At 61.2% G+C, this 26,473-nt stretch carries 27 protein-coding genes and 1 pseudogene; 14 read left to right on the top strand and 14 right to left on the bottom strand.

Going from position 1 to position 26,473, the window contains the following annotated elements; translation table 11 throughout:
- Positions 1-22: 22 nt before the first annotated feature.
- The gene (locus ASE04_RS04730; protein WP_056812779.1) at positions 23-1,615 is read left to right on the top strand and encodes a Do family serine endopeptidase; all 1,593 of its coding nucleotides are present in this window, start codon (positions 23-25) and stop codon (positions 1,613-1,615) included.
- A gap of 30 nt (positions 1,616-1,645) precedes the next feature.
- Here the strand turns inward: ASE04_RS04730 and serB are convergent, their stop codons facing one another.
- Positions 1,646-2,536, bottom strand: a complete 891-nt coding sequence (gene serB, locus ASE04_RS04735) for a phosphoserine phosphatase SerB (RefSeq protein ID WP_056812782.1) — start codon at positions 2,534-2,536, stop codon at positions 1,646-1,648.
- On the opposite strand from serB, the gene miaA reads away from it, so the two are divergent.
- Complete coding sequence (gene miaA / locus ASE04_RS04740) at positions 2,535-3,428, top strand: tRNA (adenosine(37)-N6)-dimethylallyltransferase MiaA (protein WP_200960684.1); 894 nt, start codon at positions 2,535-2,537, stop codon at positions 3,426-3,428. The genes serB and miaA overlap by 2 nt on opposite strands.
- A 7-nt stretch (positions 3,429-3,435) precedes the next feature.
- On the opposite strand, the gene ASE04_RS04745 is transcribed toward miaA, so the two are convergent.
- The gene (locus tag ASE04_RS04745; RefSeq protein ID WP_156408708.1) at positions 3,436-5,505 is read right to left on the bottom strand and encodes an ATP-binding protein; all 2,070 of its coding nucleotides are present in this window, start codon (positions 5,503-5,505) and stop codon (positions 3,436-3,438) included.
- A gap of 349 nt (positions 5,506-5,854) precedes the next feature.
- On the opposite strand from ASE04_RS04745, the gene ASE04_RS04750 reads away from it, so the two are divergent.
- The gene (locus ASE04_RS04750; RefSeq protein WP_056812791.1) at positions 5,855-7,648 is read left to right on the top strand and encodes an acetolactate synthase 3 large subunit; all 1,794 of its coding nucleotides are present in this window, start codon (positions 5,855-5,857) and stop codon (positions 7,646-7,648) included.
- Positions 7,649-7,672: 24 nt separating this feature from the next.
- Complete coding sequence (ilvN, locus tag ASE04_RS04755) at positions 7,673-8,245, top strand: acetolactate synthase small subunit (RefSeq protein WP_056812794.1); 573 nt, start codon at positions 7,673-7,675, stop codon at positions 8,243-8,245.
- A gap of 89 nt (positions 8,246-8,334) precedes the next feature.
- On the opposite strand, the gene ASE04_RS04760 is transcribed toward ilvN, so the two are convergent.
- Positions 8,335-8,670, bottom strand: coding sequence for a winged helix-turn-helix transcriptional regulator (locus ASE04_RS04760; RefSeq protein ID WP_056812798.1), 336 nt, complete (start codon positions 8,668-8,670; stop codon positions 8,335-8,337).
- A 129-nt stretch (positions 8,671-8,799) separates the two neighbouring features.
- On the opposite strand from ASE04_RS04760, the gene gstA reads away from it, so the two are divergent.
- Positions 8,800-9,435: a glutathione transferase GstA gene (gstA, locus tag ASE04_RS04765; RefSeq protein WP_056812802.1), complete on the top strand. Its 636-nt coding sequence runs from the start codon at positions 8,800-8,802 to the stop codon at positions 9,433-9,435.
- Positions 9,436-9,457: 22 nt separating this feature from the next.
- Here gstA and ASE04_RS04770 read toward each other — a convergent pair whose 3' ends face one another.
- Entirely contained in the window at positions 9,458-10,306 is an 849-nt protein-coding gene (locus ASE04_RS04770) for an aldo/keto reductase (RefSeq protein WP_056813160.1), read from the bottom strand.
- Between the two features lie 136 nt (positions 10,307-10,442).
- Here ASE04_RS04770 and ASE04_RS04775 point away from each other — a divergent pair.
- The 4 genes and pseudogenes from ASE04_RS04775 to ASE04_RS04790 all read left to right on the top strand — a co-directional run bounded on the left by ASE04_RS04775 (position 10,443) and on the right by ASE04_RS04790 (position 12,795).
- Positions 10,443-11,036, top strand: a pseudogene (locus tag ASE04_RS04775) (LysE family translocator).
- Positions 11,037-11,121: 85 nt separating this feature from the next.
- A complete protein-coding gene (gene nthA / locus ASE04_RS04780; RefSeq protein ID WP_200960678.1) occupies positions 11,122-11,781 on the top strand; it encodes a nitrile hydratase subunit alpha in 660 nt (219 codons plus the stop codon).
- The gene (gene nthB, locus ASE04_RS04785) at positions 11,778-12,437 is read left to right on the top strand and encodes a nitrile hydratase subunit beta (RefSeq protein ID WP_056812807.1); all 660 of its coding nucleotides are present in this window, start codon (positions 11,778-11,780) and stop codon (positions 12,435-12,437) included. The genes nthA and nthB overlap by 4 nt, the downstream gene beginning before the upstream one ends.
- Positions 12,424-12,795, top strand: coding sequence for a nitrile hydratase accessory protein (locus tag ASE04_RS04790; RefSeq protein ID WP_056812810.1), 372 nt, complete (start codon positions 12,424-12,426; stop codon positions 12,793-12,795). The genes nthB and ASE04_RS04790 overlap by 14 nt, the downstream gene beginning before the upstream one ends.
- Positions 12,796-12,798: 3 nt before the next feature.
- Here ASE04_RS04790 and ASE04_RS04795 read toward each other — a convergent pair whose 3' ends face one another.
- From ASE04_RS04795 to ASE04_RS04805, 3 genes are read right to left on the bottom strand one after another with little or no spacing between them, the layout of a single operon-like run.
- A complete protein-coding gene (locus ASE04_RS04795) occupies positions 12,799-13,581 on the bottom strand; it encodes an anti-sigma factor family protein (protein ID WP_056812815.1) in 783 nt (260 codons plus the stop codon).
- Positions 13,578-14,093, bottom strand: coding sequence for an RNA polymerase sigma factor (locus tag ASE04_RS04800; RefSeq protein ID WP_056812819.1), 516 nt, complete (start codon positions 14,091-14,093; stop codon positions 13,578-13,580). Before ASE04_RS04800 ends, ASE04_RS04795 begins: the two co-directional genes overlap by 4 nt.
- A gap of 9 nt (positions 14,094-14,102) precedes the next feature.
- Positions 14,103-14,480, bottom strand: a complete 378-nt coding sequence (locus ASE04_RS04805) for a COG4315 family predicted lipoprotein (RefSeq protein ID WP_056812822.1) — start codon at positions 14,478-14,480, stop codon at positions 14,103-14,105.
- A 137-nt stretch (positions 14,481-14,617) separates the two neighbouring features.
- On the opposite strand from ASE04_RS04805, the gene ASE04_RS04810 reads away from it, so the two are divergent.
- Positions 14,618-15,745, top strand: coding sequence for an ATP-dependent DNA helicase (locus ASE04_RS04810; RefSeq protein WP_056812825.1), 1,128 nt, complete (start codon positions 14,618-14,620; stop codon positions 15,743-15,745).
- Positions 15,746-15,771: 26 nt separating this feature from the next.
- Here the strand turns inward: ASE04_RS04810 and ASE04_RS04815 are convergent, their stop codons facing one another.
- Complete coding sequence (locus tag ASE04_RS04815; protein WP_056812828.1) at positions 15,772-16,461, bottom strand: MerR family transcriptional regulator; 690 nt, start codon at positions 16,459-16,461, stop codon at positions 15,772-15,774.
- 432 nt (positions 16,462-16,893) lie between these two features.
- On the opposite strand from ASE04_RS04815, the gene ASE04_RS04820 reads away from it, so the two are divergent.
- A complete protein-coding gene (locus tag ASE04_RS04820; RefSeq protein ID WP_056812830.1) occupies positions 16,894-17,646 on the top strand; it encodes a pyridoxine 5'-phosphate synthase in 753 nt (250 codons plus the stop codon).
- Positions 17,647-17,692: 46 nt separating this feature from the next.
- Here ASE04_RS04820 and ASE04_RS04825 read toward each other — a convergent pair whose 3' ends face one another.
- The gene (locus tag ASE04_RS04825; RefSeq protein ID WP_056812833.1) at positions 17,693-18,580 is read right to left on the bottom strand and encodes an SDR family oxidoreductase; all 888 of its coding nucleotides are present in this window, start codon (positions 18,578-18,580) and stop codon (positions 17,693-17,695) included.
- Positions 18,581-18,698: 118 nt separating this feature from the next.
- On the opposite strand from ASE04_RS04825, the gene ASE04_RS04830 reads away from it, so the two are divergent.
- A complete protein-coding gene (locus ASE04_RS04830; protein WP_056812837.1) occupies positions 18,699-19,118 on the top strand; it encodes a winged helix-turn-helix transcriptional regulator in 420 nt (139 codons plus the stop codon).
- On the opposite strand, the gene ASE04_RS04835 is transcribed toward ASE04_RS04830, so the two are convergent.
- The 4 genes from ASE04_RS04835 to ASE04_RS04850 form a co-directional block, all read right to left on the bottom strand.
- Positions 19,115-20,329: an MFS transporter gene (locus tag ASE04_RS04835; RefSeq protein ID WP_056813163.1), complete on the bottom strand. Its 1,215-nt coding sequence runs from the start codon at positions 20,327-20,329 to the stop codon at positions 19,115-19,117. The genes ASE04_RS04830 and ASE04_RS04835 overlap by 4 nt on opposite strands.
- A 64-nt stretch (positions 20,330-20,393) precedes the next feature.
- Entirely contained in the window at positions 20,394-21,011 is a 618-nt protein-coding gene (locus ASE04_RS04840) for a TetR/AcrR family transcriptional regulator (protein WP_056812840.1), read from the bottom strand.
- A 61-nt stretch (positions 21,012-21,072) separates the two neighbouring features.
- Positions 21,073-21,987 carry a bifunctional helix-turn-helix transcriptional regulator/GNAT family N-acetyltransferase gene (locus ASE04_RS04845; RefSeq protein ID WP_056812843.1) on the bottom strand — a complete coding sequence of 305 codons (915 nt, stop codon included), beginning with the start codon at positions 21,985-21,987 and terminating at the stop codon, positions 21,073-21,075.
- 70 nt (positions 21,988-22,057) lie between these two features.
- The gene (locus tag ASE04_RS04850) at positions 22,058-22,750 is read right to left on the bottom strand and encodes an aspartate/glutamate racemase family protein (protein WP_056812846.1); all 693 of its coding nucleotides are present in this window, start codon (positions 22,748-22,750) and stop codon (positions 22,058-22,060) included.
- 236 nt (positions 22,751-22,986) lie between these two features.
- On the opposite strand from ASE04_RS04850, the gene ASE04_RS04855 reads away from it, so the two are divergent.
- Positions 22,987-24,252: an NAD(P)/FAD-dependent oxidoreductase gene (locus ASE04_RS04855; RefSeq protein ID WP_056813166.1), complete on the top strand. Its 1,266-nt coding sequence runs from the start codon at positions 22,987-22,989 to the stop codon at positions 24,250-24,252.
- Between the two features lie 41 nt (positions 24,253-24,293).
- On the opposite strand, the gene ASE04_RS04860 is transcribed toward ASE04_RS04855, so the two are convergent.
- On the bottom strand, positions 24,294-25,340 hold the full coding sequence (locus tag ASE04_RS04860) for an NAD(P)-dependent alcohol dehydrogenase (RefSeq protein WP_056812849.1): 1,047 nt from the start codon (positions 25,338-25,340) through the stop codon (positions 24,294-24,296).
- A 190-nt stretch (positions 25,341-25,530) separates the two neighbouring features.
- Here ASE04_RS04860 and ASE04_RS04865 point away from each other — a divergent pair, with 190 nt between their 5' ends.
- A complete protein-coding gene (locus ASE04_RS04865) occupies positions 25,531-26,433 on the top strand; it encodes an AraC family transcriptional regulator (protein ID WP_056812852.1) in 903 nt (300 codons plus the stop codon).
- Positions 26,434-26,473: the final 40 nt, after the last annotated feature.

A 26,473-nucleotide genomic window follows, 5' to 3' on the forward strand; every position in this document is an offset into this window, starting at 1 on the left:
TTATGTGACATGAGGATGCTTGATGGCCCCCACGATACGCCCGACCTTCAGACGATCGCTCGCTCTCTTGGCCGGCGCAGCATTTCTGGCGAATGTGAGTTTTGCCGGGGTGGTTCATGCACAAGCGACGCCGCCGACGAACGGTCCGGCGTCTGTCGCTGATCTCGCACAGGGGCTGCTTGACGCGGTCGTCAATATCTCGACATCACAGAACGTAAAGGACGACGAGGGCGCCGGGCCCGCGCCGCGCGCGCCTGACGGCTCGCCCTTCCAGGAGTTCTTCAACGACTTCTTCAACAAGCAGAAGGGCAAGCAGGGCGGCAACCACAACGTCAACTCGCTCGGCTCCGGCTTTGTCATCGATCCGCAAGGCTACATCGTCACGAACAACCACGTGATCGAAGGCGCGGACGACATCGAGGTGAACTTCGCCGATGGCAGCAAGCTGAAGGCGAAGCTGATCGGCACCGACACCAAGACCGATCTTTCGGTCCTCAAGGTCGAGCCGAAGACCCCGTTGAAATTCGTGAAATTCGGCGACTCCAGCACCATGCGGATTGGCGACTGGGTCATGGCGATCGGCAACCCGTTCGGTTTCGGCGGATCGGTGACGGTCGGCATCATTTCCGGGCGCGGTCGCAACATCAATGCCGGTCCCTACGACAACTTCATTCAGACCGATGCCGCCATCAACAAGGGCAATTCGGGCGGTCCGCTCTTCAACATGAAGGGTGAAGTCATCGGCATCAACACGGCGATCATTTCGCCGAGCGGCGGCTCGATCGGCATCGGCTTCTCCGTGCCGTCGGAACTCGCTGCCGGTGTCGTGCAGCAGTTGCGCGAGTTCGGCGAGACGCGGCGCGGCTGGCTCGGCGTGCGTATTCAGCCTGTCACGGACGATATTGCCGACAGCCTTGGCCTTTCGAGCGCCAAGGGCGCGCTGGTTGCCGGTGTTATCAAGGGCGGGCCTGTCGATGACGGTTCGATCAAGGCAGGCGACGTCATCCTGAAATTCGACGGCAAGGCCGTCAATGAGATGCGCGACCTTCCGCGCGTCGTCGCTGAGAGCCCGGTCGGCAAGGACGTCGATGTCGTCGTGCTTCGCGATGGCAAGGAACAGACCGTCAAGGTCAAACTCGGTCGACTGGAAGACAGCGACCAGGCCGCTGCCAACGACGCCGACAACAAGGACGGCGTGATCAATCCGGATCCGAGCGAAAACCAGGACATGGACGAGCCGGATGACGACCAGACGCAGCCCGTGCCTGATGGCAAGGGGAAGCCCGCCGAGAAAACGCCTGACGTCAAGGCCGATACCAAGAACGTTCTTGGCCTGTCGCTGTCGCTGTTGAGCGCGGAAACCCGCAAGACTTTCGGCATCGCCGAAAGCGTCGACGGTGTCCTCGTCTCCGAGGTCGCGCCGGGTTCGCTTGCCGCCGAGAAGGGCCTGAAGGCCGGCGATGTAATCGTCGAGGTGGCGCAGGAATTCATGCGTTCGCCAGACGCTGTCGAGGCGAAGGTGCAGTCGTTGAAGCAGGAAGGGCGCCGCAACGCCCAGATGATGATCGCGTCCGCGAACGGCGATCTGCGTTTCGTCGCAGTGCCCATGGAATAGTGGTGCGGCGGGGCGAAAGCCCCGCTCACGTCATGCGGCGACGAAGTCAGTCTTCCGGTAGCCCTGGATGTAGAGCAGGGCGGTTAGGTCGCCGTGATTGATCTCGATCTTGGCCTCCGCTGCGACAGCGGGCTTGGCATGCAACGCAACGCCGGAGCCGGCGAGATGCAGCATGCCGAGGTCATTGGCGCCATCGCCGACGGCGATTGCGTCGTCAGGCGAGATTCCAAGCTTTTCGGCAATGTCGTTCAGCGCGTCGACCTTGGCCTGCTTGCCGAGGATCGGTTCGGCAACGAATCCCGTCAGGATGCCGTTTTCCTCCAGCAGCGTATTGGCGCGGTTCTCGTCGAAGCCCAAGGTGGCGCCGATACGGCTGGTGAAGACCGTGAAGCCGCCGGAAACGAGCGCCGTGTAGCAGCCCTTCGATTTCATCGTGGCGATCAGCTCCGGGCCGCCCGGGGTCAGGGTGATGCGCTTGGCGATCACTTCGTCGACAACGGAGATGGGCAAGCCCTTCAACAGAGACACACGCTCGCGCAGCGCCGGCTCGAAGGCAATCTCGCCATTCATGGCGCGGGCGGTGATGACCGCGACCCTATCTTTCAGGCCGACTTCGGCTGCGAGTTCGTCGATGCATTCCTGGCCGATCATCGTCGAATCCATATCCGCAATCAGCAGCTTCTTGCGGCGCGTCTCGGCATCCTGGATGACGAGATCAACAGGCAACGAGCCGATGATATCGGCAATCTGCTTTCGCGCGACGTCCGGATCGCTGCCGTCCCGAAGGGCGATATCGCAGGCAATCCCATCGGCGAGCCAGTAGAGGCCGGATGCGTTGACCGCCTCTGCCGCCCGTTCCGCGACGGCAGGCGTTAGAACGGGATTTGACGGATTGGCAATAAGCGTGGCAACGAGAGCCATTATGGAAAACCTTCTTAACCCAACGAACGCGATCCTGATAACCGGCCCGACGGCAAGCGGCAAGTCCGCCTTGGCGGTGGAGCTGGCCAAACAGCACGACGGCGTGGTGATCAATGCCGACAGCATGCAGGTCTATGATACGTTGCGTATCCTGACGGCGCGGCCCTCGGAAGCCGACATGCAGGGCGTCGCCCACTATCTCTATGGCCACGTGCCGGCTGCCAACGCCTATTCGACGGGGGCCTGGCTCCGTGACGTCGGTGCGTTGCTTCCGCGCCTGCGTGCCGAGGGCAAGATGCCGGTCTTCGTCGGAGGAACCGGCCTCTATTTCAAGGCGCTGACCGGCGGGCTTTCGGATATGCCTGCCATTCCGGAAGATATCCGCAGCGACCTGCGTGCTCGCCTGCTGGCCGAAGGGCCGCTTGCGCTTCACAGCGAGCTCACCGCACGCGATCCGGCGGTGGCAGCTAGCTTGAACCCTCAGGACGGCCAGCGAATCGTTCGCGCACTCGAGGTGGTCGTCGCCACCGGCCAATCGATTTCTGGCTTTCAACAGCAGGCAGGAGCCACACTGATAAATCCGGACGAGGCCAGGAAGATCGTGGTTCTGCCTGAGCGTGCCATCCTTCATGGCCGTATCAACGGACGCTTCGAAAGGATGTTGGAGGAGGGTGCCGAGGACGAAGTGAGGGCGCTTCTGGCGTTGTCGCCGCCTGGTGATATGCCGATCATGAAAGCCATTGGCGTCTCGCAGATCGCGGCGATGCTACGCGGGGAGATGTCGCGTGACGAGGTCATCGACAAGGGAGCGGCCGCAACCCGTCAATATGCCAAGCGACAGATGACATGGTCTCGCAACCAGATGGACGGCAGCTGGGAACGGCTAAACTAACGCAGCCCTAATCCTTGTCGTAGAGACTGCTCAGGGGCCTTTTCAGAATACTCTCGCGCAACGAGACGCCCGGTTCCCTGCGGATATTGACAGGCGTCGCCGGCTGGGCGCTGCCTCGCTCGGGCGGTCGCTCCATTCGCGTTTCGCGGCGAAGGCTTTCCAGGCGGCTGTCGATCGAGGTGTCCGCGCCCGTCCCAAATGCCTGGCGTTGCGGCGTTACGGGAGCGTGGGCCTGATGCAGCGGCTCGCGCGGGGCATAGGAGCCCGGAAGCATATCCTGGCGGTAGGGCTCGACCGGGGCGATCGGCGGTGAATTCGTGATCGACGGTATCGGCATCTGCGCCGGCGGCAGATCTTCGTCGATTTCCTCTTCCTCATCCATCATCGGCAAACTGCTCGCGGCGGAGCTGTAGCTGTGCTGGAACGCGGAGATGTCCGGTCCGCTGACGGCTCGCATTCGCGTGACGATCTTGCGCAGGTCGACGTTATCCGGATCCTCTTCCGAGGTTTTCACGATGGCGCTGTTGGCCTTGGGAAGCAGCTCCTCGGGAACGCGGGAGAAGCGCATGCGCATCGGCACGCTGATCGCTTCGCCGAAGGCGATTGCTTCGCCGTTTCCGATCGAAGAGATGAAGCTTGTCGTCGAGATCGACGAGTTCGGAATGGCCGAGCGAATGATTTCCTGGTCCCGGTCGTTCGCTAGCCGCATGGCAAACAGCGTCGAGCACTGCGACAGGATTGTCTGGTCAAGCTCGCCAGGGCGCTGCGTAATGATGCCAAGCGAAACGCCGTATTTACGGCCTTCCTTGGCGATACGCGCGATCGCCTGGCGGGTGGGAAAGAAGCCGAGCGTCGGGTCGGATGGAATGTAGCGGTGCGCTTCCTCGCACACCACAAGCATGTGGATCGCGCCTTCGCTCCACAACGCGATTTCGAAGGCCATCCGGCAAAGGACTGAAGCAACGGAGTTCACGACTTCGGACGGAATCCCGGAGAGCTGGAACGTGCAGATCGGCCGATTGTCGCCCGGCACGCGGAAAATCTCCGCGACTGTCTCCATGATCGTGTCGGAGATCGTGTTGTTGGAGAACATGAAGTGATAGCGCGGATCGTTGATCGCGGCGATGATCCGCATCTTGAGCGAACGGAGGAAAGGTTTCTCGCTTCGTCCTTCAAGGCGACCGATGCGCTCGTCGATCAGCGCGAGCAGGTCGGCGATACGATATGGAACCGGCGTATCGGCTGTGATCGAGCTTTTCTCGGTGGTTCGCCGCACAAGGGAATTATCGCTGCCGCGGAAGGCGCGCTTGGCCTCCGGCAGAATGTCGCGGAGCATGTCCAGTTCTTCCGGTACCGGCATTCTGCCACGGAAGACCACCTCGGCGAACTCTTCGAGCCGCATCAGCCAGAACGGCAGGTCGAGCGTGTCGGTATCGACGACAACGGAATGCTTGGGGAAGGCCGCCGCGAATTCGTTGTGCGGGTCCAGGATCAGTACGCGGAGCTTGGGATCGGCTTCGATTGCCTTATGCAACAGCAGCGACACCGCCGTCGACTTGCCGACACCGGTGGAGCCGACGATTGCGAAATGCTTCGACAGCATCGACGGGACGTGGATCGACGCATCGATGGTCTCATCCTGGGTCAGCTTGCCGATGACAGCCGTCGTTCCGCTGCCCGCATCATAAATGCGCATAAGATCCCTGGCGCGAATGCGGTGCGCGATGGCGCCCAGATAGGGATACTGCGAGATGCCGGTCGAGAATTCTTCCCTGCCGTCCTCATGAACGCGGACTTCTCCGAGCAGCTCGGTTTCGATCTTGAAGTAATTGTCCTCGGCTTCCGACCAGGCATGGCTGCCGGTGTTCATGGAGTAGACGAGCGCGACGACGCGGTTGCGACCAACGCTGATCGAGATCAGTCGTCCAACCGACCAAAGTTCCGTGAGATCCGTTCCGCCGGCTTGGGCCGTAGCCCCAATCGTTGCACGGGAGCCGCTGCATGCGACGACGCGACCGAGGAGCCTGTTTCCCGGTGCATAGGTGTCGCGGCGGTCATGCTCGCCTGACGTTTCCATGTGCGTATCGTGCAAAGGGCTACTCCCTGCGGTAGCGCACAAGGATAAGGCCCAACGTTTAATAAAGTCTTCTGAACCGGTTCAGGCCTGCAGGGCGACGGCGACCGGGCGCGATTTTTTATTGCTGACTGCGTTGACGATGCGAAATTTTCTGTCTATCACTTCCGACCATGAAGATAGCAGTAGCTCTTATTGTGGTGGGACAGCGCATGGGCAGGATGGTGTAACCATCCGGCGGTAGCCACCCATGCGCTAGATGACAGGCTCCGAAGGGGCCTTTTTTTATGCCTGAAATTCAGGCTTCCTCGCCACAGAATTCAAATCCCAGCAGTCAAAACGGAAAAGAAACATGACGGGCACGGACAAGCAGACGGATGATAACAGGATGACGGGCGCGGAGATCGTGCTCCGCGCGCTGAAGGACAATGGTGTCGAACACCTGTTCGGCTATCCCGGCGGTGCCGTGCTTCCGATCTATGACGAGATTTTCCAGCAGGACGATATCAAGCACATCCTCGTTCGTCATGAGCAGGGTGCCGGCCACGCTGCCGAGGGCTATGCCCGTTCCACCGGCAAGGTCGGCGTCATGCTCGTCACGTCGGGTCCTGGCGCCACCAATGCCGTGACACCGCTGCAGGACGCCCTGATGGATTCCGTTCCGCTCGTCTGCCTGAGCGGCCAGGTTCCGACCTCGCTGATCGGCTCGGACGCCTTCCAGGAAGCTGATACGGTTGGTATCACGCGCCCCTGCACCAAGCACAACTGGCTGGTCAAGGACGTCAACGATCTGGCGGCGATCATCCATGAAGCCTTCCGTATCGCGCAGTCCGGCCGTCCGGGTCCGGTTCTCGTCGATATTCCGAAGGACGTCCAGTTCGCCACCGGCACTTATACGCCGCCGGCAGCCCACGCGATTCAGAAGAGCTACCAGCCGAAAATTCAGGGCGATCTCAACCAGATCCAGGCTGCAATCGAACTGATGTCGAAGGCGCGTCGGCCGATCATCTATTCCGGTGGCGGCGTCATCAACTCCGGCCCGGAAGCCACCAAGCTGCTGCGCGAGCTGGTCGAGCTCACCGATTTCCCGATTACCTCAACGCTGATGGGGCTCGGCGCCTATCCTGCCTCCGGCAAGAACTGGCTGAAGATGCTCGGCATGCACGGTTCCTACGAGGCGAACATGGCGATGCATGATTGCGACGTCATGGTCTGCATCGGCGCGCGCTTCGACGACCGCATCACGGGCCGTCTCAACGCGTTCTCGCCGAACTCGAAGAAGATTCACATCGACATCGATCCGTCGTCGATCAACAAGAACGTTCGCGTCGACGTTCCTGTTCGTGGTGACGTCGGCAGCGTTCTGGAAGACATGGTTCGCCTGTGGCGGGCTCTGCCGAAGAAGCCGGAGAAGAGCCAGATCGCCGAATGGTGGTCCGATATCGCCCGCTGGCGTGCGCGCAACTCGTTCGCCTACACGCCAAACAATGACGTGATCATGCCGCAGTATGCGCTGGAGCGTCTCTACGCACTGACCAAGGATCGTGACACCTACATCACGACCGAAGTTGGCCAGCACCAGATGTGGGCGGCACAGTTCTATGGTTTCGAGAAGCCGAACCGCTGGATGACCTCGGGTGGATTGGGCACCATGGGCTACGGCCTGCCGGCAGCACTCGGTGTCCAGATCGCGCATCCAGAAAGTCTCGTCATCGATATCGCCGGCGACGCCTCCATCCAGATGTGCATCCAGGAAATGTCGGCTGCGATCCAGTATGAAGCGCCGATCAAGATCTTCATCATGAACAACCAGTACATGGGCATGGTCCGCCAGTGGCAGCAGCTGCTGCACGGCAACCGTCTGTCGAACTCCTACACCGAGGCGATGCCTGATTTCGTCAAGCTGGCGGAAGCCTATGGCGCTGTCGGCCTGCGTTGCGAAAAGCCCGCTGATCTCGATGCGACCATCCAGGAGATGATCGACGTCAAGAAGCCGGTGATCTTCGACTGCCGCGTTGCCAATCTCGCCAACTGCTTCCCGATGATTCCATCGGGCAAGGCACACAACGAGATGCTGCTGCCGGACGAGGCCACGGACGAAGCGGTCGCCAACGCGATCGACGCCAAGGGCCGCGCGCTCGTTTGATTTAAGGTAGAGGAACCCAAGACCATGAATGCACACCTACAGCCGACGGGCTCTGCCTATTTCATTTCGCCGGAGACGGCGGCGGTCGAGAGCCACACGCTTTCGGTCCTCGTCGACAACGAGCCGGGCGTCCTTGCCCGTGTCATCGGCCTGTTTTCCGGTCGTGGCTACAACATCGAGAGCCTGACCGTCTCCGAGACCGAGCATCAGGCGCATCTGTCGCGCATTACCGTCGTGACGCGCGGCACCCCCCACGTTCTCGAGCAGATCAAGGCGCAGCTGGAGCGCATCGTTCCGGTTCATCGGGTGGTCGACCTGACGGTTCGCGCCCGCGAACTCGGCCAGGAGCGCCCGATCGAGCGCGAAGTGGCGCTCGTCAAGATCGTCGGTACGGGGGAGACCCGCGCCGAGACGCTGCGGCTCGCCGATGCTTTCCACGCAAAGGTCGTCGACGCGACGGTGGATCACTTCATTCTCGAGATCACCGGCAAGTCTTCCAAGATCGACCAGTTCGTCTCCATCATGAAGCCGCTCGGCCTGATCGAGGTCTGCCGCACCGGTATCGCCGCGATGAACCGCGGCCAGCAGGGCATGTAAGCAACACTTCGAACGATAACTCCGGCAGGTCGTATTCGGCTTGCCGGAGTTTTCTTTATGTTCTCGGCCGCTGTTCTGGCGAGCCTGTTTCAGGCTGACTGTGCCGGCGGTTCTCGCTCCTGCAGCCATTTCCCAAACTCCTGCATCACCTTGACCACGGGGACCATCCGGTTTCCGTCATCCGTCAATTGATATTCGACGGTGACCGGCACGGTCGGATAGGCGGTACGGCTGATCAATCCGGCATCCTCCAAGGCGCGAAGATCGAGCGTCAGCATGCGCTGCGAGATACCCGGCAGGCTGCGTCTCAGTGCGTTGAAGCGTCTGGGTCCGTCGAGGAGAAAGTACACGATCAGGAGCCGCCATCTGCCGCCGAGCAGCCGCATGGCTTCCTCCACGGTGCAATTCGTGACGCTCTCCTTCATGCGGATCTCCTCGGTATAAAATATGTACTTACACTACATTATAGTGCCTTCTTCCAAAAATATCCCGACCTTTTAGATTGCCGCCGAGCCGACGCGTTGCGTGTCGGTGGAGATCGAAAAGGAAGAAAGATGAAGCTCTACTACATCCCGGCCGCTTGCTCGCTTGCACCGCATATCGTGCTCAACGAGCTCGGCTTAGATATCGAGCTGATGCTGGTTGACAGCAAGAAGCACAGCTTCGGGATCGACGGGAATTTCCAGGAGATCAATCCGCTCGGCTATGTGCCTGCGCTGGAACTCGACGACGGCACGATCCTGACGGAAGGGCCGGCAATCGTTCAGTATCTCGCCGATCTGAAGCCGGAGCTCGGATTGGCGCCCGCCAACGGCACGATTGCGCGCTACAAGCTTCAGCAATGGCTGAGCTTCCTGACCTCGGAAATCCACAAGGGGTTCATTCCGCTGCTCTACGCGCGACTGGCCGGCAAGTATGTCGAGACCGCCAAGCCAAAGCTCGAAGACCGCTATGCCTTCATAGACAGGGAGTTGGCGGATCGCCCCTATCTGGCGGGCGACACCTTTACCGTTGCGGACGCCTACCTTTTCGCGCTCACCGGTTGGGGACAAGCGTCATGGCTGACCAGCTACATCAGGGCAGACATCCATTTCGACGGCCTGCGCAACCTGCAGGCCTGGTACGAGCGCGTACGATCTCGCCCATCGGTTCAGAAGGCGCTGCAAGCCGAGGGCCTGGCGGCGACCTGAACCGGCAAAAAGCCGCTGCGGATCACAGCATCTCCAGCGGCTTCTTCTTTGTCGGCGGCGGGAAGGCGGCGTCGAGCGCGGCCCAATCCTCGTCGGTGATATCGAGTGAGACGGCATCGCGGTTCTCCGCGGCGCGGGCGGCATTCGCCGTTTTCGGAATGACGATCACCCCGTCGCGTTCCAGCAGGAAGGCGAGCGCCACCTGTGCTGGTGTCGCCTGGTTGGCCTTGGCGATGCGGATCAGTTCGGGATTGTGCAGGATGCGGCCCTGCTCGATCGGCGAATAAGCCATGACGGGGATGCTGCGCTGCTGGCACCAGGGCAGAAGGTCGAACTCGATGCCGCGGCGCGCAAGATTATAAAGCACCTGGTTGGCCGCCACATTTGCTCCGGAGGGAACGGCAAGCAGTTCTTCCATGTCGTCGGTATCGAAATTGGAGACGCCCCAGGCCCCGATCTTGCCTGAGGCCTTCAGCTCTTCGAAGGCCTCGACCGTTTCGGCGAGCGGATGATCGCCGCGCCAGTGCAGGAGGTAGAGATCGATGCGGTCTGTTCCCATGCGCGACAGGCTGTTGTCACAGGCCTCCATCGTGCCTTTGCTGCTGGCGTTCCAGGGATAGACCTTGCTGACGAGGAACACGTCGTCGCGGCGGCCGCGGATCGCTTCGCCGACGATCTTCTCGGCTCTGCCTTCGGCATACATTTCCGCCGTATCGATCAGCGTCATGCCGAGATCGAGGCCGGCGCGCAGGCTTTCGATTTCCTGCCGTGCTTCACCGGGGTTTTCGCCCATGTTCCAGGTCCCCTGGCCAAGGGCCGGAACTTCGGTGCCGTCAGGAAGGCGGATGGTCGGGATGGCGTCGTCTCGCATGATGTTCATTCCGGTTTCAATCTTTCAACCAATCCTGTCACCATGACAATGATTGAATGGAACGGCAAATTCACGTCAATTATCTTGACCCAAATTGATCGGGGTCGCCAGCAATCGCGGGCCTCGGGGAGGTCCCATGCCGTTGGATACATTTCTGGCACTCGTCCTGTTTGCCTTCACGACATCGATAACACCCGGTCCCAACAACATGATGCTCTTCGCGTCGGGCGTGAACTTCGGTTTCCGCCGGACCGTTCCGCACATGCTGGGTATCGGAGCCGGGTTCTTTTCGCTGTTGATCGGTGTCGGCTTCGGGCTGGGGGCGCTGCTTCATACGGTGCCGGCGCTCTATACGACGCTGAAGTTTGCCGGCGGCGCCTACCTTGCCTGGATCGCCTGGAAGATCGCGACATCGCGCACCCTCGGCGAAGGCAAGAGCGGCGTCAAGCCGATGTCGTTCCTCTCGGCAGCAGCCTTCCAGTAGGTCAATCCGAAGGCCTGGGTCATGGCCGTGACCGCGATGGCGACCTACACGATCCCCGACATCTATCTGGCGAGCGTCCTGATCGTCGGCGTCGCCTTTGCTCTGGTCAATGTGCCGAGCGTTTCGACCTGGGCTGGGTTCGGCTCGGCGCTGCGTGACTGGCTTTCGGATCCGACGCGGCTCAAATGGTTCAATATCACCATGGCGGTCTTGCTGGTGCTCAGCCTCTGGCCGATGCTGAAATAAGGGTTGTGACGGTTCTATCGACTGGGCTTGGCGGCGCAGACGCAAGCGCTTAAAGATAGGCCACGCATTGGCGGAGGACCATCTCGTGCACGACGACGATCATCATCAAGATCACGATCACGATCACGGCCATGACCATCATCATGACCACGATAACCGCTATACCGACATGCAGGCACGGGTGAGGGCGCTCGAAACGGTCCTGACGGAGAAGGGACTGATCGATCCGGCCGCCATCGACGCGATCGTCGAGACCTACGAAACCAAGATTGGGCCGCGCAACGGCGCTCGGGTCGTTGCGAAAGCCTGGAGCGATCCTGATTTTGCGGAATGGCTGCGGCGCGACGCAACGGCGGCGATCGCGAGCCTCGGCTATACGGGACGCCAGGGCGAGCACATGCGCGCCGTGTTCAACACCGGCGAGACGCATAATCTCGTCGTCTGCACGCTTTGCTCCTGCTACCCCTGGTCCGTGCTCGGCCTGCCGCCGGTCTGGTACAAGGCGCCTGCCTATCGCTCGCGGGCGGTGATCGATCCGCGTGGCGTGCTGGCCGAGTTCGGCGTGACATTGGCTGACGACAAGAAAATCCGCGTATGGGATTCGACGGCGGAGCTGCGCTATCTGGTCATTCCCGAGCGGCCAGATGGTTCCGAAGGATGGAGCGAGGAGCAGCTTGCCGACCTCGTCAGTCGCGACTCGATGATCGGGACGGGTGTCGCCGCAACACCGGGAGGTTCGCTATGAATGGTCCGCACGACCTTGGCGGCCAGATGGGTTTCGGTGCCGTCGCGCCCGAGACGAACGAGCCGTATTTTCACGCGGAGTGGGAGAAGCGGGCGCTCGGGCTGACGCTATCTGGCGGTGCGCTCGGCGCCTGGAACATCGATGAGAGCCGGCACACACGCGAGAGCATCCCTCCGGCCGAGTACCTTGGCGCCAGTTATTACGAGATCTGGACGCGGGCGCTGGAGGTGCTGCTGCAGCGGCACGGCTTCGTGACGTCAGGCGAAATCGATGCCGGTCACAAGCAGGCAGATGGCGCGACGCCTAAGCGCACGCTCTCGGCCGACATGGTGGCTGGCGCGCTCGCCAAAGGCGGCCCTTGCGACAGGCCTGTGGCGACGCCACCGCGTTTTTCAGCCGGGGACAAGGTTCGAACGCGGAATTTCAACCCGACGACACATACTCGGCTGCCGCGTTATGCGCGTGCCAAGTCCGGGGTCGTAGAGGCGGTCCAGGGTTCCTTCGTCTTTCCTGACGATAATGCCCATGGCAGGGGAGAGAACCCCCAATGGGTCTACACCGTCGTCTTCGATGGCGGTGAGATCTGGGGCGACGGTGCCGATCCAACGCTCAGCGTCTCGATCGACGCATGGGAGAGCTATCTTGAGCCAGTGTGAAACGCGTTCGCCGCTCGCCCAATCACCGCAGCTGCCGAAATCGGCTGATGGCGAGCCGGTGTTTCCCGAGCCGTGGGCCGCGGAAGCCTTTGCCATGACCGTGCATCTGCACGAACGCGGCCTGTTCACATGGAGCGAATGGGCGGAAACTCTCTCCGGAGAGCTGCACCAACCCGGCCGCGCCGAGGACGGGAGCGACTATTTCGATTGCTGGGTCGCCGCACTTTCCGCGATTCTGGTTGAACGCGGCGTTGGCGACGCAGACATGATCCTTGATCTACAGAAGAGCTGGCAGCGGGCTGCGGAGGCGACACCGCACGGCAAGCCGATCGAGCTTGTCAACGATCCGCTGCGGTGATCATCAGGACGGAAACTGCCGGTAGCATTCCTCCGCTACCTTTTTCAGCACCTCGCGCGAAACCTCGCCGGTCACGGCGTAACCGAGTTCGCCGTCGATCCAATAGAAGGTTTCGACATTGCCCGACGAGGCGAAGCGGAAGCTGGTCGATCTGTTGTCGGCGTTGCGACCGACGAGGACCGTCAGGCGTTCGCCGGCCTGATCCTCGTACATGAACATCGCCCCCGGCTTGCCGTCGACAGGCAACAGGCGGCCGCCGACCAGCTTGAAACCGAGCTCCTGCAGGTTCGGAACCCGCAGGTTCTGGATCGCGAGCCGCTTACCGAGCCAGGTGGCCAGATGAGCTTCCTCATCGGCAAAGACCTCCACCGGGTGCCGGACTTCGGTGGCGTAGACCAGGAAGGCGTTGCGGGCTTCATTTGGAAAGGTTTCGAGTTCCGTCAGTTGCAGTTCCGGCTTTTCAAACAGGGCGGGGCCGTAATGGCCGCTCAGCGCGCCAAGGCCGAAGACCGCAGCAATCACGGCTGCCGCTGCCAGGCGTTTTGGCCAGTTCATCCGCTGTCTTCGGCCGGTGACAAGCGCCTCGTCCGTGTCAGAGGATCTTTCGTAAGGTGCGAAGAGCGATCGAATTTCGGCATTTCGCGCCGTCCACTCCGCCACGCGGGCCGCGTCGTCAGGATTATCCTCCAGCCATGCCTCGATACGGGTGCGTACCTGTTCGGAAAGCTGTCCGTCGGCATAGGCATGAAGATCCGCTTCGGTCACGGTCGGGTTGATCTCGCTCATTTCGGTCTCCGAAGCGTAATCACATTGTCAGCCTTCATGCGTTCTCCGATCCTTTGCCGCGCGCGCGACAGGCGCGACATTACCGTGCCGATCGGGATGTCGAGGGCGGTCGCAACCTCCTGATAGGTATAGCCTTCGATGACGACCAACATCAGCACCGCGCGGTTTTCCTCCGAAAGGCTGTTCAGCGCCTCCTCCAGCTTCGATCGTTCGAGCGGATCGGGGGCTGCTTCGGCGGAGACGACGTTTTCGACGGTTTCAAGCTCAACCGTCGGCGCCCGCTGGCGCTGGCGATGGCCGTTTCGCGACAGGTTGGTCATGATCGTCAGTACCCATCCGCGCAGATTCAGGCCGCGCCACTGCGATCGACGGGACAGGACCTTCTCTATGCAATCCTGCAGAAGATCCTCACCATCGGCATCCGAGCGGGTCAGGCTGCGCGAATAGCGCCTGAGGGAGGGAATGAGGGCCAGGATCTGGCCCTCGAAGCTTTCAGGCTTCGGTGTTTTCACGTCCGCCTCTCACGGCTTGGCGACATCCCAGTTGCCTCCGACGCCATCGCCGGTCACGTCGCCCATCTTCTTGTCCTTGACCCAGTAATAGAGCGGCATGCCGTCTTTTGCCCACTGCTTGCTGCCGTCTTTCCGGTCGACGAGCGAATATGCACCTTCCGCCTTCGCGCCGCTAGCGGCCATCAGCGGCGGCCAGTTCTTGGCGCAATCGTCGTAGCAGTTGGAAACGCCCTTCGAATCCTTCTTGAAGGTATAAAGCGTCATGCCATTGTCGCCGGTCAGGACCTTGCCCTTGGCGGAATCCATCACTTTCACCGGCTCTGCGGCAAAGGCGGATGTCGCGACGGCGGCAACGGCGGATGCAATAAGAAGCTTCAGGGAATTCATGTTTTTCTCCTCACAGGGTTGGGCAGGCTTTTTTCCTTGCCTGCGATGAGACACCGGTCCCCCAAGGTTTATTCCCGGTAGAGGAAGAGTTTTTCTCGCTTGCCTATCCCCGGCGAATCCTGCCAAGTCGAACGACCATGCAATTTGCCCCGCAACAAGATGAAGCCCTCAAGGCCGTTTCCAAATGGCTGAAGGAGGGAAGGTCTCCGATTTTCCGCCTGTTCGGTTATGCCGGTACGGGTAAGACGACGCTTGCGCGCCATTTCGCGGAGCATGTCGATGGCGACGTGCTGTTCGCGGCCTTCACCGGCAAGGCGGCGCAGGTATTGCGCTCGCGTGGCGCCAGCAATGCCAAGACCATCCATTCGCTGATCTATCGTCCGCGCGGCGAAGAGGCTGTGGAAGACGAGGAAACCGGCAAGACCTCGATCGCGCCGATGTTTTCGATCAACCGTCAGAGCCCTGTCGCCAAGGCCGCGCTTATTATCGTCGACGAATGCTCGATGGTCGACGAGGCGCTCGGCAAGGACCTGATGAGCTTCGGCACGCCGATCCTGGTTCTCGGCGATCCCGGCCAGCTTCCGCCCGTGTCCGGCGGCGGCTTCTTCACCAATCAGGATCCGGATTACCTTTTGACGGATATTCACCGCCAGGCGCGCGACAATCCGATCATCAAGCTTGCCATGCAGGTGCGCGAAGGCAACGAGATCATGCACGGCGACTATGGTGCGGCGAAGGTGATCTCGAAAAACGAGGTCAATCAGGCGCTGGTTCTTGAGGCCGATCAGGTCCTCGTCGGTACCAACAGGACGCGCAAACGCTACAATCAGCGCCTTCGCGAGTTGAAAGGGTTCTCGACCGAATATCCGCAGACGGGGGACAAGCTCGTCTGCCTGCGCAATGATCCGGCGAAGGGCCTTTTGAACGGTTCGCTTTGGCAGGTGATGACGTCGTCCAAGGAAACCACGAAGCCGGGGATCAATTTGCTGATCCGGCCTGAAGACGACGACATGGATCGCGGGGCGGCGAAGATCAAGCTGCTGAAGCAGGCGTTCGAGGATGTCGAGGGCGAGATTCCCTGGAATACCCGCAAGCGCTACGACGAATTCGACTACGGCTACGCCCTGACGGTGCACAAGGCGCAGGGTTCGCAGTGGAACAATGTCGTGCTCTTCGATGAAAGCTGGGCGTTCCGCGACACCCGCGAGCGCTGGCTTTATACCGCCATCACCCGCGCGGCGGAAACGCTGACGATCGTGCGCTGATCGCGCCGGGCCCGGCGCTTGGAGCGTCAGGCTCTCACGACCCCAAGCATCACCGCCTTTGCGATCGCCTGAAAGCGATTGTTGGCCTGGAACTTGCCGATAATGGCAGCTTCCACGGCACGTGCTTCGCCGTCATCCATCGCGAGCGCGCGGGCCAGGCGGTGGGTCGAAAGGCCTTCAGCCATCAGCGACAGGCAGCGAAGTTCCTTTTCCGTCAGCTCCCGCTCGTGCTGGTTGTCGTTCAGCAACCCGTCCGGCATTTCGGCGCTTTGTTCCAGCAACTCGCTGACATGCTGCAGTTGGCGGTGGAGGGTCGACATATCGGCGCAGAGTTCGCGCTTGCGTGTCTCGAGTGCGGCGCGGAACATCGCATCGGCTGCCTCCTGCGAGGCGGCCCTGCTGAGGTCATGCATCAGTTCCTGGATGACCGCCACGGCCATGCCGGCTTCGCGGCAGACGTTGATAACGGCCATGCGCATGATGTCGCCGGGATCATAGACGCGCATCAGCCCCATGCGGCCAGAAGAGATCAGGCCTTTCTCCTCATAGAAGTGCAGCGTTCTATGAGTGACGCCAAAGGCGTTGGCCATGTCGGCAATAGGAACCTGTCTGCCCGGCAGGTCCGGCGGCAGCGCCGCCGTGGGCAGGAATCGGCACTCGTGCCGTAGCTCAGATGCGTTTTGCGGAGTGAGTGTCCGCTTATAGTTTCCTGCCATCAACCCTCCTGTTGTGCACGATCGTGCAGCTTGCGCATTGCAAAGAAGCGGGGCGCGGTCGAGTGGGGTTTCCTCTATGCGTTATGTACTAGTCTCGAAGCAACGAGGGGCGGATTCCTCGGTTGCATTAGCCTAATGTTATGAAGGAAACGAAACTATTTGTTAGTCTTAAAAATAATCATTTTTAAATCACAGGGCAATGTATCGGAGAGATTGTCCCGTTAGGCGATTTAATCTCGCTTTCTATCATTTTTGGCGTAACTTAAACGTTTCATCATACCGTTTTCGAGTTTGTAATACTTATTGCGGCATCTCGCGCGGTGGTTGCTCCGGTGTCAGCTTTTGAAATGCTTCCATAAAGGAATGTCGTTGGCTTCATCGTCACTTATCACGTAAAAGCGGGGCACCGTTTTCGATCTATGGATAGTCGCCATGCCAACAACGCTTTCCGTCAACCTCAACGCCGTCGCGATGCTGCGGAACCGGCGCGACCTTCCGTGGCCGAGCGTCGAGGGACTGGGGCGCATCGCGCTCAAGGCGGGGGCGAGCGGACTGACGGTGCATCCGAGACCCGACCAGCGTCATATCCGCTTTTCCGACCTGCCTCCCATCCGCAACCTCATCGACGACGAGTTTCCGCAGGCGGAATTCAATATCGAGGGCTATCCGACGGCAGAGTTTCTGGAGCTCTGCGCAAGCGTCGCTCCCGAGCAGGTAACACTGGTGCCCGACGATCCGTCGCAGGCGACCTCCGACCATGGCTGGGATTTTCGCAAGCACCGGGCATTTCTGACCGATGTCATCCAGTCGCTGAAGAAGATGGGAACGCGCGTCTCGCTGTTTGCGGACGGCGATGGCGATGAGGAAGCGGTTGCGATCGCCAAGGAGGTCGGGGCAGATCGCATCGAGCTTTATACCGGGCCTTACGGAGGCTGCTATGACGCTCCGGAGCGGGTAGGCCCCATCCTCGAAAACCTTGGCCGGACGGCGGATGCTGCCTTGGCGCTCGGGATTGGTGTAAATGCCGGCCACGACCTGACTGTTGCCAATCTTCCGGCCCTCGTGAAGCGCATTCCGAAGCTTGCTGAAGTTTCGATCGGCCATGGCCTCACGGCCGATGCGCTCGAATACGGCATGGCCGAAACCGTTCGGCGTTTCTGCCGCGCCTGCGGGCAAAAGGTCTGAAATTCTGCCGACACGCCCCAAAACGGGGCGTGTCGGTGCTTGAGCGTCAAGCCGTCAGGGCGGCTTTGTGCGCGATCGCGAAGTCCTTCAGCGTCTGCGGCTGCTTGCCTGTCAGCTCCGTGAAATCACTCGTCACGATATCGAAATTGCCGGCGCGAATGTTCGCATCCGCCGAAACAAGCATATCGACAACGAAACCAGGCAATACGGCGCCGCGAATGCCCTGGCCGAGCTGCTCGTCATTCACCTGTACGGCCTTCAAGGGTTTGCCGACGGCATTCGCGATGACGGCAGCGATTTCATCGGCGTTCAGCGATTCACTGCCGGTCACCGTGTAGGTGGCGCTTTCGGCGGTGCCGGAGGCGAGGGCGGCTGCGATCGCGATGGCGCAGTCTTCGCGCGAAACGTTGGAGACCTTTCCATCGCCGCTCGAGGTGTACCAGCTGCCGCCCTGGAGGTTGTGGGGCATGCCGTGCAGGTAGTTGTCCATGTACCAGGCGTTTCGGATGATGGTGTAGGGCAGGCCGCTTGCCTTCACGGCGTTTTCGGTGCCGAGATGATCCGGGGCGAAGGTAACGAGCGACTTGTCGGGCGACGGCATCGACGTGTAGGCGATGTGCTTGACGCCGGCTTTGGCTGCCGCATCCACCGCCGCCTTGTGCTGCTTGAGCCGCTGGCCAGGAACTGCCAGCGCATCGGTGCTGATGATCAGCAGACGGTCGGCGCCCTTGAAGGCGGCCTCGAGCGTCGCCGGGTCGTCGAAGTCGGCGGCGCGGGTTGCGATGCCCTTTGCAGAGAGGGACGCAAGCTTGGAGGGATCGCGGCTTGCGGCGATCAAGCTCGCTGCGGGAACCCTGTAGGTTTCGAGCAGGTGGTGGATGACGCGCTGGCCGAGCTGTCCCGCTGCGCCGGTGATGAGAATCGTTTCGCTCATGGTCGTCCTCTAGGTTCAATAGGTCTCAAAAAGAGACTAGCACTACAATAGGAATTGACGCGCGGCTGTAAAGCAGGCAGTTTTCCGGCTCTACGTTACCAAAAGGGAACCACCACCGATGAGCGGCTCCGTCGTGAACCTGAAAAGCAAGGCTGCGCCGGCGATCCGCCGCGAGATCGACCTTTCCAAGCTCGACTTCAGCAATTGCCCGGTGCGGGACATGATGCAGCAGATCGGCGGCAAATGGGCGACGCTGATGCTGGAGGCGCTATCGCAACGCCCCTACAGGTTCGGTGAACTTCGCAGGATGATTCCCGATATTTCCCAGCGGATGCTGACGCAGACGCTGCGCGACCTGCAGCGCGAGGGCTATATCGAGCGCGAGGTCTTTCCAACGAAGCCGCCGAGCGTCGAATACAGGATGACCGATCTCGGTCGATCCCTGTATGCGACGCTGGCATTGCTGTTGAACTGGGCGGAGGCGAACCACGATGCGGTTCGCGAGGCCCGTAGCCGGTTCGATGCCGAGGCGATCTAGCCGGCGCTAGCTTTCCGCTCGGTCAGGAAGAGCAGGAAGGCGAAGGCTGGAAAGCAAAGCCCGATCCAGGCCGTCAGCGACCATCCACCCGTTGCGAAAGCCCAGCCGCCAACGGCGGAACCGAGCGCGCCGCCGGCAAAGAAGGTTGCCATGAACAGGCCGTTGAGACGGCTGCGATGCTCGGCGCTGATTGCATAGATGGTGCGCTGGCCGACGACGAGATTGGTGGTGACGCCGAAATCCAGCAGGATGGCGGCCAGCGTCAGCAGGACGAGGGCGGTGACCGAGCCGTCCGCCGCGAAGTGTCCGATCAGGAAGGATGCCATTCCGAGCACCATCGCCAAGGTGGACGCGATCCGCGTCAGGCCGCGATCGGCGAGGCGACCGGCGATCGGTGATGCAATCGCGCCTGCAGCGCCCGCCAATGCAAAGAGGGCGATGCCGTTCTGCGTCATGCCGAACTCCGGACCGGCGAGTAGCAAAGGCGTCGTCGTCCAGAACAGGCTGAAGGCGCCGAACATGCCGGCCTGATAGAGCGCGCGCCGTTGCAGGACGCGCGAGTGCAGGGCGAGGTGGCCCATCGACGCCAGCAGTTGGCCGTAGCTGAGCTTCGTGTGCGGCGTGCGAACGGGAAGATTAGCGCGCAAGATCAGCACCAGCGCGACCATGATCGCTGCCGTCACGTAGTAGACAGTGTGCCAGGAGGTCGCCTCGGCGAGGAAGCTTGCGAAGGGGCGGGCCAGCATAATGCCGCAGAGCAAGCCGCTCATGACATTGCCGACGACCCGGCCGCGGATGGCGTCCGGCGCCATGTGGGCGGCGAACGGCACCAGGACCTGCACGGCGACGGACGAAAGGCCGATACAGAGCGAGGCGGTCAGGAACATCGTCGGGGTCGACGAAAGTGCCGCCGCAATCAGGGCGACGGCCGATACGGCGGTCAGCGTCAATACGAGCTTACGGTTTTCGAGGAGGTCGCCCAAAGGGACGATCAGCAGCAGGCCGAGGCCGTAGCCGATCTGCGTCAACGTCACGATGAGGCCTGTCGCTGCCGGGCTGAGGCCGAGCGACGCGCTGATTGGACCGGCGAGCGGCTGCCCGTAATAGAGGTTGGCCGCGATGAGCCCGCAGGCTGCCGCGAACATGAAGGTCATAAGCGGCGAGATCGTCTCGGTTGTTGCGTCTTGGCGCGTCGAAGCAGAAACGCTCATGCGGGCTCCGGAATGTCGGATGGTCATTGTCTTGAGGCGCACGGGGAGGCCCATGCGGTGAAAATCAGTCGAGTATCTTCGTGGCGATCTCAGCGACGGCGGCCATGTCGTCGTAGGTGCGTCCGGTCTTGCCGACCACGCGCATTCCTTTCGTCAGGCACAACAGGGCACGCGCGGCGACGGCGCTGTCGATAGCTGCCGCAATCGAACCGTCGGCCTGTCCGGCCCGGATGAGATCGAGCAGCAGGCCTTCGTTTGCGGCGAAAACGGCGGCAACGCGATCGGCCGCGTCCTTGTCGAATGTCGCCAGTTCGTTGGCACTGCCGACGACGAGGCAGCCGCGGCGCCCGGCGTCGCCATGGGAATAGAACGCATAGAAGTTCAGCAGCGCCTCGACCTTCTCGCGACCGGTTCCGACTTTGGCAAGTTCTGCCTCGAGGAGACTTCGGCGAACGGTGCGGTAGCGGTCGAAGGCGGCGAGAAAAATACCGCGCTTGTCTCCGAATGCCTTGTAGACGCTGCCTGCCGCGAGATCCATCGCATCCGTCAATTCGCTGATCGACGCCGCGTGGTAGCCGCGCTCGGAGAAGACGCCGAGCGCCTTGTCCAATGCGGCATCCATATCGAATTCACGCGGGCGGCCCCGTGATTTCGTCGTGCTTTCAAGCGTCGCTGATGTCATGATCAAACCAATTAGGAAATGATCGTTTCCAAATCAAGCGAAAAATTCTGCGATGGGCTGCCTAGAGGTCGAGGACCCAGGTCTGGCCGTTTTCGTCGCGCCCGAACATCCGGTGTCTCTCTTCGGAGGCAAGGCGGAAGCCCGCCTTGATGTAGATCCCGCGGGCGGCATGCAGGACGTCGTTCGTCCAGAGGGAAAGCTGCCGGTAGCCCTTGGATTTGGCGAAGCGAATGCATTCTTCGACCAGCGTCCTGCCTAGTCCAAGGCCGCGTGCCGACTTGTCGACATAAAGAAGCCTGAGCTTGGCGATGCCGTTGCCGCCGTTCGCAATCAGAATCGAGCCCACATTGTTTCCATCGCGTTCGGCGATCCAGCAGTACTCCAGGGCAGGATCGAAGTTGGCGAGGAATTTGCTGGCGACGTCGGCCACGAGCGCCTCGAAGCGCGCATCCCAGCCGTATTCTTCGGTGTAGGCGCTGGCCTGGCTCTGGACGATCCAGCCGATATCGCCGGGCCTGTGGGCGCGGATGATTGCAGGTGATGATGGTGCTGTAGGATCGAGGTGTGTACGGATCGTCTGCATCGCGCCGACCACCGCCTGTTTTTCACTGGTCGCGAGTTCGTCGAAGTGCTCGGCAATCTGGGCGCTGGATCGGGCGCCAAGATCCCGAAATTGCGCCAGTCCCTCTTGCGTGGCGAGTATCACCTGGCTGCGCTGATCATCCGGGTCGCGCTTCGTTTCGATCAGGCCTTCTGCCCGGAAGCGCTTGAGAATCCGGCTGAGATAGGCCGCATCCAGTTGCAAATCACGTGTCAGCGTCGAGGCGCTTACACCGTCGTGAGATCCGATCTCGAAGAGAACGCGGGCGTCGGTCAGCGTGAATGGGGTGTCGAGGTAGGCCTTGTTCAGTAGGCCGAGAAACCTGGTGTAAAAGCGGTTGAAATCTCTCACCGCTTCAATGATCGCGTCGGGCATCGGGACAGCATCTCCTTTTGAGAGACACCGTCCAATTATTATTGGACTGAGTCAATTAAATTGCTGCAGGCTAGCCGCCGAGTGCGAAGTCCACCGCGGCGCGGGCGTGAATCTTGGTCGTATCGAAGCCTTGCAACGGCAGGTGATCGGGATCGAGAATGAGGCAGATCTCAGTGCAGCCGAGGATGATGCTGTCAGCGCCGTTGTCGCGCGCCTTCTCGATGATCGCGTGAAGCGTCCGGCGGGAGCTGTCGAGGATCTTGCCTGCGCAGAGTTCGTTGAAAATGATGTCGTGCACGACAATTCGGTCCGCCGCATCGGGAACAAGCATCTCCATGCCCCGGCGTTTCATGCGCTCGGTATAGAAGCCGTGCTCCATCGTATATCGCGTCGCGAGAAGCAGCGGGCGCCTGCGATGCGCGGCATCCAGTGCCTTTGCCGTTTCGTCGATGATGTGCAACAGCGGTATGTCCACGCGCGACGATACATCGTCCGCCACGAGGTGCATCGTGTTGCTGCCGATCAGCACGCAATCCGCACCGGCATTTTGCAGGCGGAGCGCTACGTCACCGAGGCGGACGCCGGCACTCGGCCAATCGCCGGCTTTCTGGAGGGCAACGATGTCTTCGAAGTTCACCGAGTGCATCAGGAGTTCAGCCGAACTCAGACCGCCGCAGCGTTCCCGGACCATCTCGTTGATCAGGCGATAGTAGACCGCCGAACTTTCGAAGCTCATGCCGCCGATCAATCCGATTGTTCGCATGTTTTCCGCTACTCCCATTCCTGCCCCTCGTTGCGCCGAGAGGCTTTGCGATGTTTGTGGTTTTTTTCGCGAACGCGCCACCGATTTCTGCCCTTGCTGAAACCTATGCGAGGGAAACCGGGTGCCGACAATCGGTACGCGCCCGATCAACGCAGGCGTGCTATGTCCAAACAGCGATTGAACGGCGCCTGTTGTCTGTCACATTTGGCTTCGAGCAAGCAATGGAAGGACAGGCCATGGATGATCATCGTGTCGTCGTCGTAGGCGGCGGTTTCGGCGGGCTGCAGTTCGTCAACGACCTCAAGGGCGCCGGTACGCGCATCACGCTGGTCGATCGGCGAAACCACCATCTATTCCAGCCGCTGCTCTATCAGGTTGCGACCACTATCCTGTCCACCTCCGAGATCGCCTGGCCGATTCGGCACCTCTACAGCGACCGCGGTGACGTCACGACGCTGCTGGCCGAAGTCACCGGCGTGGATGCTGCGCGCAAACAGGTGCAGCTTCGGGATGGCACAACGCTCGACTACGACACGCTGGTTCTCGCGACCGGCGCGACGCACGCCTATTTCGGTCGAGACGAGTGGGAGCCTGTCGCGCCTGGATTGAAGACGCTCGAGGACGCGACGACCATACGCCGGCGCGTGCTACTTGCGTTCGAGCGGGCGGAGTTGGCGACGGATCCGGCGGTCCGCGACGCGCTCTTGACCTTTACGATCATCGGCGCTGGGCCGACAGGCGTCGAGCTTGCCGGCATCATCGCCGAGCTGGCGCACAAGACGATGCCGAAGGAATTCCGCAATATCGACACCCGGACCACCAAGGTCGTGCTCGTGGAGGCCGGCCCGCGTGTCCTCCCGAGCTTTGCGGAGGAGCTTTCCGCCTACGCCCAGAAGGCGCTGGAAGATCTTGGCGTTGAAGTGCGCTTGGGAAAGCCGGTGACGGAATGCTCAGTTGATGGCGTGAAGATCGGCGAGACCTTTCTGGCAAGCCGGACGATCGTCTGGGCTGCCGGCGTGCAGGCATCGCCGGCTGCGAAGTGGCTCGACATACCTGCCGACCGTGCTGGCAGGTCCGTTGTCGGGCCGGATTTAACGGCGCCCGGTCTGCCCGACGTCTTCGTCATCGGTGACACTGCATCGGTCAAGCGAAGCGATGGTTCACCGGTTCCCGGCATCGCGCCGGCGGCGAAGCAGCAGGGGGGCTATGTGGCGAAGGTCGTTCGGGCGCGGCTCGCAGGCAAGACGGCACCGCAGGCTTTCCGCTATCGCCATCAGGGTAGCCTTGCGACGATCGGCCAAAGTGCCGCGATCGTGGACTTCGGAAAGGTCAAGCTGAAGGGATGGATTGCCTGGTGGATATGGGGGCTTGCCCATATCTACTTCCTGATCGGCACCCGCTCACGCTTTGCCGTGGCCTGGAGCTGGTTGTGGATCTATCTCAGCGGTCAGCATAGCGCCCGGCTGATCACGCAAAAAGAGACGATGCGCGACGAAGGGTAGGCGGCTCCGAAGAGCCGCCCTCGTTCTTAGAGTTTGAAGCTTCACGCCGCCAGCGAAGCGATGTCGATGACGAAGCGGTAGCGAACGTCGCTCTTCAGAACGCGCTCGTAGGCTTCGTTGACCTGCTGGATGTTGATCTTCTCGATCTCGGAGACGATGTTGTGCTCGCCGCAGAAGTCGAGCATTTCCTGGGTTTCTTTGATTGAGCCGATCATCGAACCGGAGATGCTCTTGCGGCCGGGGATCAACGAGAAGGCGTGGACCGGGATTGGGTTTTCCGGTGCACCGACCACGACGAAGGCGCCGTCGACCTTGATCAGGCCAAGATAGGCGTTCCAGTCGATTTCGGCGCTTACGGTGCAGATCACCAGGTCGAAAGTGCCGGCGAGCTTCTTGAAGGTCTCTTCGTCCGATGTCGCGTAGTATTCCTTGGCGCCGAGCTTCAGGCCGTCTTCCTTCTTGGAAAGGCTCTGGGAGAGAACGGTGATATCCGCACCCATGGCCGCGCCGAGCTTGACGCCCATATGGCCGAGGCCGCCCATGCCGACGATCGCGACCTTCTTGCCGGGGCCGGCATTCCAGTGGCGAAGTGGCGAATAGAGCGTGATGCCGGCGCAGAGCAGCGGAGCGGAGGCGTCTAGCGGAAGGTTGTCCGGAATGGACATGACGTAGCCTTCCTTGACGACGATCGAGTCGGAATAGCCGCCCTGGGTCGCCGTCTTGCCGTCGGCTTCCACGCTGTTGTAGGTGCCGACGAGACCCGGCATGTACTGCTCGAGGTCAACGTCGCGCGATGCGCAGCCGACGCAGCTATCGACGAAGCAGCCGACGCCGACGCGGTCGCCGACCTTGAATTTGGTGACGGCGGAACCGACGGCCGAGACGATGCCGGCAATCTCGTGGCCCGGCACGATCGGGTAGACGGCGTTCTTCCATTCGTTACGGACGGTGTGGATGTCCGAATGGCAGATGCCGGCGAACTTGATGTCGATCACGACGTCGTCGGGATTGGGGTCGCGGCGCTCGAAGGTGAAGGGCGTGAGCGGCTTCGACGCGTCGGTGGCTGCATAGCCTTTTGCAATAGGCATCTGAGACTTCCTTTCGGGGTTCCTGGGTGGATGGCCGGAAAATGCACCGGATCGTCATTAGGGCGGTAGAGCAATCCTCCGAGCTTCTTGCACGATCCTGCAAAATTGAGGGGATTGCCTATTTTCGGCCGCGCCAAGCTGGCCTAAATAGGGACCATCAGCCGGCACGCAGACGAAGGGCTTTTCTTGCATGACCTTGCCATTCAATCCCTATCAGGAAATCGCTTCGATTGCCGCGCGCTTCGCGGTGGACGAGGGAGAATTCCGCACCGCCATCGAGAGCCTGGGTGTCAGTCGCCGGCACACGCCGAGCGCGCCTTGTCACGGCAGCTACCGTCCGTGCATCGCCATTGTCATCCAGGGCGCGAAAAGCCTTCGTCTCGGATCCGATGTGATCAACTATGGTGCGGGCGATTATCTTCTGACCTCGCTGGACCTGCCTGTGATCTGGCGCGTGGTGGAGGCCAGCGAGGAGGTTCCGCATATCTGTCTGACGCTGGCGATCAACAGCGAGAAGGTACTCGAACTGCTCAGCCGTACGGATATTCCGCGACCGGGAGCGCCGGGGCAGGGTCGCGGCATTGCCGTCAACATGGCCACGCCGGAGTTTCTGGATGCAACTGTAAGGTTGCTGCGCTTGCTGGATCGTCCAGGGGATATAGCGGCGATGGCGCCGCTGATCGAACAGGAAATTCTCTATCGGGTCCTCACCGGTCCCGACGGCGGACGGCTGATCAACATTGCGGTCGCGGACAGTCACGGCAACCGGATCGCACGGGCGATCGGATGGCTCAGGCAGAATTTCGCACGGCCGCTGCGTATCGAGGATCTGGCCGAGCACGTCAGCATGAGCGTGTCGTCCTTCCATCACCATTTCAAATCGATCACCGCCATGACGCCGGTGCAGTATCAGAAGCAGCTACGACTGCACGAGGCCCGACGGCTGATGCTGATGGAACGTCTGGATGCCGGAACGGCCGGGCACCGCGTCGGATATCAAAGCCCGTCGCAGTTCAGTCGCGAATATAGTCGCGTCTACGGCCTGTCTCCGCTCAGGGACATCGAGGCGGCGCGCGAACCTGACGGGGTTTAAGGGTATTCGCCCGTCCGAGTGGCTGGAGACGAATATGCCG

It is taken from the genome of Rhizobium sp. Root708 (genome assembly GCF_001429725.1).
Classification (GTDB): Bacteria; Pseudomonadota; Alphaproteobacteria; order Rhizobiales; family Rhizobiaceae; genus Rhizobium.

Excerpts from the sequence above, each read along its gene's own strand:
- ASE04_RS04845 (WP_056812843.1), bottom strand. The coding sequence starts at position 21,987 with ATGCCCGACGCGATCATTGAAGCGGTGAGAGATTTCAACCGCTTTTAC.
- ASE04_RS04850 (WP_056812846.1), bottom strand. The coding sequence starts at position 22,750 with ATGCGAACAATCGGATTGATCGGCGGCATGAGCTTCGAAAGTTCGGCG.
- ASE04_RS04825 (WP_056812833.1), bottom strand. The coding sequence starts at position 18,580 with ATGAGCGAAACGATTCTCATCACCGGCGCAGCGGGACAGCTCGGCCAG.
- ASE04_RS04750 (WP_056812791.1), top strand. The coding sequence starts at position 5,855 with ATGACGGGCACGGACAAGCAGACGGATGATAACAGGATGACGGGCGCG.
- ASE04_RS04815 (WP_056812828.1), bottom strand. The coding sequence starts at position 16,461 with ATGGCAGGAAACTATAAGCGGACACTCACTCCGCAAAACGCATCTGAG.
- ASE04_RS04865 (WP_056812852.1), top strand. The coding sequence starts at position 25,531 with ATGACCTTGCCATTCAATCCCTATCAGGAAATCGCTTCGATTGCCGCG.
- ASE04_RS04760 (WP_056812798.1), bottom strand. The coding sequence starts at position 8,670 with ATGAAGGAGAGCGTCACGAATTGCACCGTGGAGGAAGCCATGCGGCTG.
- ASE04_RS04830 (WP_056812837.1), top strand. The coding sequence starts at position 18,699 with ATGAGCGGCTCCGTCGTGAACCTGAAAAGCAAGGCTGCGCCGGCGATC.
- ASE04_RS04840 (WP_056812840.1), bottom strand. The coding sequence starts at position 21,011 with ATGACATCAGCGACGCTTGAAAGCACGACGAAATCACGGGGCCGCCCG.
- ASE04_RS04730 (WP_056812779.1), top strand. The coding sequence starts at position 23 with ATGGCCCCCACGATACGCCCGACCTTCAGACGATCGCTCGCTCTCTTG.
- serB (WP_056812782.1), bottom strand. The coding sequence starts at position 2,536 with ATGGCTCTCGTTGCCACGCTTATTGCCAATCCGTCAAATCCCGTTCTA.
- ASE04_RS04805 (WP_056812822.1), bottom strand. The coding sequence starts at position 14,480 with ATGAATTCCCTGAAGCTTCTTATTGCATCCGCCGTTGCCGCCGTCGCG.
- ASE04_RS04795 (WP_056812815.1), bottom strand. The coding sequence starts at position 13,581 with ATGAGCGAGATCAACCCGACCGTGACCGAAGCGGATCTTCATGCCTAT.
- ilvN (WP_056812794.1), top strand. The coding sequence starts at position 7,673 with ATGAATGCACACCTACAGCCGACGGGCTCTGCCTATTTCATTTCGCCG.
- ASE04_RS04770 (WP_056813160.1), bottom strand. The coding sequence starts at position 10,306 with ATGCGAGACGACGCCATCCCGACCATCCGCCTTCCTGACGGCACCGAA.
- gstA (WP_056812802.1), top strand. The coding sequence starts at position 8,800 with ATGAAGCTCTACTACATCCCGGCCGCTTGCTCGCTTGCACCGCATATC.
- ASE04_RS04860 (WP_056812849.1), bottom strand. The coding sequence starts at position 25,340 with ATGCCTATTGCAAAAGGCTATGCAGCCACCGACGCGTCGAAGCCGCTC.
- ASE04_RS04835 (WP_056813163.1), bottom strand. The coding sequence starts at position 20,329 with ATGAGCGTTTCTGCTTCGACGCGCCAAGACGCAACAACCGAGACGATC.
- ASE04_RS04745 (WP_156408708.1), bottom strand. The coding sequence starts at position 5,505 with ATGGAAACGTCAGGCGAGCATGACCGCCGCGACACCTATGCACCGGGA.
- ASE04_RS04855 (WP_056813166.1), top strand. The coding sequence starts at position 22,987 with ATGGATGATCATCGTGTCGTCGTCGTAGGCGGCGGTTTCGGCGGGCTG.
- nthB (WP_056812807.1), top strand. The coding sequence starts at position 11,778 with ATGAATGGTCCGCACGACCTTGGCGGCCAGATGGGTTTCGGTGCCGTC.
- ASE04_RS04810 (WP_056812825.1), top strand. The coding sequence starts at position 14,618 with ATGCAATTTGCCCCGCAACAAGATGAAGCCCTCAAGGCCGTTTCCAAA.
- ASE04_RS04820 (WP_056812830.1), top strand. The coding sequence starts at position 16,894 with ATGCCAACAACGCTTTCCGTCAACCTCAACGCCGTCGCGATGCTGCGG.